At 58.6% G+C, this 2,093-nt stretch carries 4 protein-coding genes; 3 read left to right on the top strand and 1 reads right to left on the bottom strand.

The annotated features are described in order from the left end of the window. The 3 genes from ACT6VE_RS34790 to ACT6VE_RS34780 all read left to right on the top strand — a co-directional run. The coding region (locus tag ACT6VE_RS34790) for an electron transfer flavoprotein subunit alpha/FixB family protein (protein WP_444802653.1) at nucleotides 1-360 on the top strand (360 nt) is incomplete at its 5' end. A gap of 260 nt (nucleotides 361-620) precedes the next feature. Continuing rightward, nucleotides 621-1,058 carry a LysR family transcriptional regulator gene (locus tag ACT6VE_RS34785; RefSeq protein WP_444802652.1) on the top strand — a complete coding sequence of 146 codons (438 nt, stop codon included), beginning with the start codon at nucleotides 621-623 and terminating at the stop codon, nucleotides 1,056-1,058. Between the two features lie 40 nt (nucleotides 1,059-1,098). Beyond that, nucleotides 1,099-1,638 (top strand): TraH family protein, encoded by a 540-nt coding sequence (locus ACT6VE_RS34780; RefSeq protein WP_444802654.1) that lies wholly within the window; start codon nucleotides 1,099-1,101, stop codon nucleotides 1,636-1,638. Here ACT6VE_RS34780 and ACT6VE_RS34775 read toward each other — a convergent pair. Then, nucleotides 1,619-2,093: IS6 family transposase (locus ACT6VE_RS34775; RefSeq protein WP_444802651.1), on the bottom strand; the 475-nt coding region annotated here is incomplete at its 5' end. The two genes, ACT6VE_RS34780 and ACT6VE_RS34775, sit on opposite strands and share 20 nt — an antisense overlap.

The following is a 2,093-nucleotide window of genomic DNA, read 5'->3' as shown; positions in this document are numbered from 1 at the left end:
ACGTCTGCCAGGATCATCATCTCGGGCGGCCGTGCACTGGGCTCGTCTGAAAAGTTCCAGGAGGTGATCCTGCCTGTTGCCGACAAGCTCGGTGCAGCCGTCGGCGCATCGCGCGCTGCCGTCGATGCGGGCTACGCCCCGAACGACTGGCAGGTCGGGCAGACGGGCAAGGTTGTCGCCCCGCAGCTCTACATCGCCTGCGGCATCTCGGGCGCCATCCAGCATCTCGCCGGCATGAAGGATTCGAAGGTCATCGTGGCGATCAACAAGGACGAGGAGGCACCGATCTTCCAGGTTGCCGACTACGGTCTCGTCGCCGATCTCTTCGAGGCGCTGCCGGAGTTGCAGAAGGCACTGTGACGAGTGGTTTGCTTGCCCGGCTTCGTCCACGTGCCTTGCATCAAGGGCAGCCATAATGCGGGTCTGGTGCGAGCGCGCCATCGACCTGGATCTGCCGCAAGGTCAATGCGTAGAATATGCAGTGTTTGAGTGGGCCCAGCCGGGCCTCCGCCAAGGCGTTCTGCAAAGGGCTGGAATACCCACAGATAATTGACGTACTTTAGAATATCTTCTGATAATAAACTATCTGGTTACTGATTTTTCGTGGCACGAGGTCGGTAATGCGCATCTCAGATACTGATCTAAGGTTACTCCGGGTGTTTCAGGCCGTGGTGCGATCCGGTAGCTTCGCGGCGGCGCAGAACGCATTGAACGTCACGCTGTCGGCGGTCTCAAATCATATCGCCGCGCTGAAGCAGCGTGTCGGCTATAGGGTCTGTCAGCGCGGACGCGCGGGGTTCAGGCTGACGCCACAGGGCGAGTCCCTGTTTCTCTATTCGGAGCAGTTGTTTACCTCGATCGAGGAATTCCAGGAAAAGGCGAAGGATCTGAAGGGTGAACTCAGTGGCGAACTAAGGATCGGTGTCATTGACAACACGATCACGGATCCGTCCTCGCACTCTCGTGCCGATGCTGGCCAAGATCGCCGCGCTGGGCGAAGGGGTACGGGTTTCCATCATCAACGCGGATTCGCTCGAATTGCAAGAAAGGCTTCTTGATCGGTGGCTCGATGCTGCCATCGGAAATTTTGAGGGCATCATGCTCGACGCCGCCCTGATAAAAGGATGCGCGGACCCTTCCCTCAAGCCCGCGATCATCGAGCAATTCGTGATGGCAGCGGGCTCGGATGATCCCCTCGCTGTTACAGTCAAATCGGGCGGCCGATTGATACTCGTTCCGAAAGCGGCGTCGACTGAGGAGGCGATGGCGATCGTGCGCCAATACGCGGGTCAGGCCGTCGTCCGCGTTGGCCTGACGCAGTTTCCCGCAGGCATTGGCGTCAAGGAGCCGGCGGATCTGAAGCCGGACCTTGTCGGTGCCTGCCAGAACCTCCGCAAAGGCACGGCGATGTTTGCCAAGGCCCTGAGGATCGTTGCGAAATGGTATGGCAACCCCACGAGCAAAGACGTCTTCCCGCAGATTTTCGAGGATGCGATCTACGCATGGAAGGCCGGCGAATTCGAAGGTGTCGGCGTGTTTCGGGCGGATGACCTGAGACCCTGCCAGGAGTTGTCACGTTATCAAGCGTTGAGCGGTCTTTGTCGAAGGCAGCCTGCTATCAAGCAGCCGCGCCGGTGACGGCCTTCCAGTGCGCCATTGCGCGGATGCGATGAATGTGGGTGGCCAGTGCGGATCGTTTGTGAGGTGGGATGACGAAGAGATTTCGAAGCGCGGAGAAGATCGAGATGAAACGCTGCAGACTTCCCGGTGATCGGAAACCTTGCATCGTCCTCTCCCGTTTCCGCAGTGGCAGATGGGAATTTTCCGCTCGATTGTTGAGACTCTTGTGGGATCGGTGCTCGACAGCTGGCATGACCTCACGCTTGGCTGCGCCATACGAGCGGAGCTTGTCGGTGATGATCCGCTTGGGCGGCATGCCTGCTTTCTTCAGTAAACTGATGAGCAGTCGCTTGGCAGCCTTCGTATCGCTTCGGCTCTGAACAATCTCGTTAAGACCATAGCCATCTTGATCAACGGCACGCCAAAGCCAGTGCTTTCTGCCGGCGATGGAAATCACCACCTCATCCAGAGGC

Origin of the sequence: Shinella sp. (genome assembly GCF_052438155.1) — a bacterium.
Classification (GTDB): Bacteria; Pseudomonadota; Alphaproteobacteria; order Rhizobiales; family Rhizobiaceae; genus Shinella.
Note: the sequence above shows the minus strand (reverse complement) of the source record. Positions and strands in the feature narration are given on the sequence as shown.